The organism is Plebeiibacterium sediminum, from assembly GCF_026013605.1.
Classification (GTDB): domain Bacteria; phylum Bacteroidota; class Bacteroidia; order Bacteroidales; family Marinilabiliaceae; genus Saccharicrinis; species Saccharicrinis sediminus.
In genome coordinates this window covers 1-1575 of the sequence record NZ_JAPDPJ010000193.1, presented here as the reverse complement: position 1 = coordinate 1575, position 1575 = coordinate 1, and the positions used below count along the sequence as shown (strand labels likewise).

Annotated in this window: 1 protein-coding gene; it reads left to right on the top strand. The window is 39.2% G+C overall.

All coding sequences use genetic code 11. The annotated features are described in order from the left end of the window. Positions 1-503 precede the first annotated feature (503 nt). Positions 504-1304: a helix-turn-helix domain-containing protein gene (locus tag OM075_RS25000; RefSeq protein ID WP_301193293.1), complete on the top strand. Its 801-nt coding sequence runs from the start codon at positions 504-506 to the stop codon at positions 1302-1304. The last annotated feature ends 271 nt before the right edge of the window (positions 1305-1575 follow it).

Here is a 1575-nt window from a genome sequence, read left to right as displayed (position 1 = left end):
CGGTGCTGTTCGAAGACTTGAGGTACGAAAGTCAAGTTTCAGCGCTTTCGACGAAGGCATCGTAGTTTTTTGAGCGAGGCAGGTGCAGCCGGCGGACTTTTTGTTTCCTTTTTTGACTGTAGAAAAAAGGAAAAGCCCATCGGCTTGAGCGAAAAAAAGAACAAGAGAACAAGGAGAAGGGAGAAAGGTGATTGAGCGAAGAGCTGGGTGCAGAGAGCTTAGTGCAGAGGGCTTAGTGCAGAGGGCTTAGTGCAAAGAGCATAATGCGAATGCAAAAGACTGAGGTATACGGTGGTAGAATATTGTATTATATGGTCCGAGTTACAAACTCGAACCAGCAGTGGTTGAGGAAAATGGTTATGAATTATTGTAATATAAGGTACAAGATGCAATCTTGCACCAGAAAACGGTAAACTCTCACCAGCAATTTTGTAATAATTAAAGCTTGCAGCAGCCCTGCAACGGAATAAGAATAATCACAGTAGTATTAAATAAATTGATCGATGTCAAAAACCAGCTTTTTAAGAAAGGTAAATACCAATAAGGATTTATTTTATGTGGCGCATGAAGGGATAGAAAAAAACTTCCCTATCCACAGTCATAATAAGCACCAATTGTATTACCTGGAAGGTGGTGCGGCATATTTTAATACTCCTCGTAAATCTTTTTTTGTTCCGGCCAATCACTTCTTATGGATACCCGCAGGACTGGAACATAATATTATATTCAGAACCAAGGCTAAAATGGTGCATAACATCTACATTCCCACCATTTTAAAAACCAGTAATCCCTCGCTTGAAACTAATGCAGGGATATATCCTGTAACTAACTTATTGGCTGAAATGATAAACTACACCTTAAGCTGGAAAGGTGAAATTGGCAATGATGATCAGGAGAAATTCCAGTTTCTGATTACCTTAAATAATGTGATTGCCAGCGCAGCCAACCTTCCTTTACCAATAGCCTTACCAACAACAAACAACGAAAGTTTAAGTGAAATCGTAAAATACATTCATCGTAACATCGACCAGCCTCTTTCATTGGATTATATTGCCGAAAAATTTAGTTACAGCACCCGCACCCTATCTCGGTTATTTCAGAATAACCTGAATACTTCTTTTTTACAATATGTAAAACTAACACGCATTATTAAAGCCATGGAATTGCTATTACAAACGGATCTCTCCATTAGCGAAATAACCTTCAAATGCGGATACAATAACCTATCTTCTTTTAGTTATGTATTTCATAAAACCGTAAATATTTCTCCTGCTGATTTTAGAAAGAAAACTAAGAGTAAGTGAGAAGGGGACGAGGGGAACAAGGAGAAAGGAGAAAGGAGAAAGGTGGCAAGGTGGCAAGGTATTTAAGCAGAGAGCTTAGTGCAAAGAGCGTAATACTGGTTGCTATTAGGCTAATAATAATAATCCTTTTAGAAATATCTTTCAATCTCGAGTGGTTATTCCGGCATCAGCTGGTAAGCCAAAAAACAAGATGGTGTAGTCGGTAAAAGCGGTGCTGTTCGAAGACTTGAGGTACGAAAGTCAAGTTTCAGCGCTTTCGACGAAGGCATCG

Coding starts and splice junctions, on each gene's coding strand:
- OM075_RS25000 (WP_301193293.1), top strand. CDS start 504: ATGTCAAAAACCAGCTTTTTAAGAAAGGTAAATACCAATAAGGATTTA.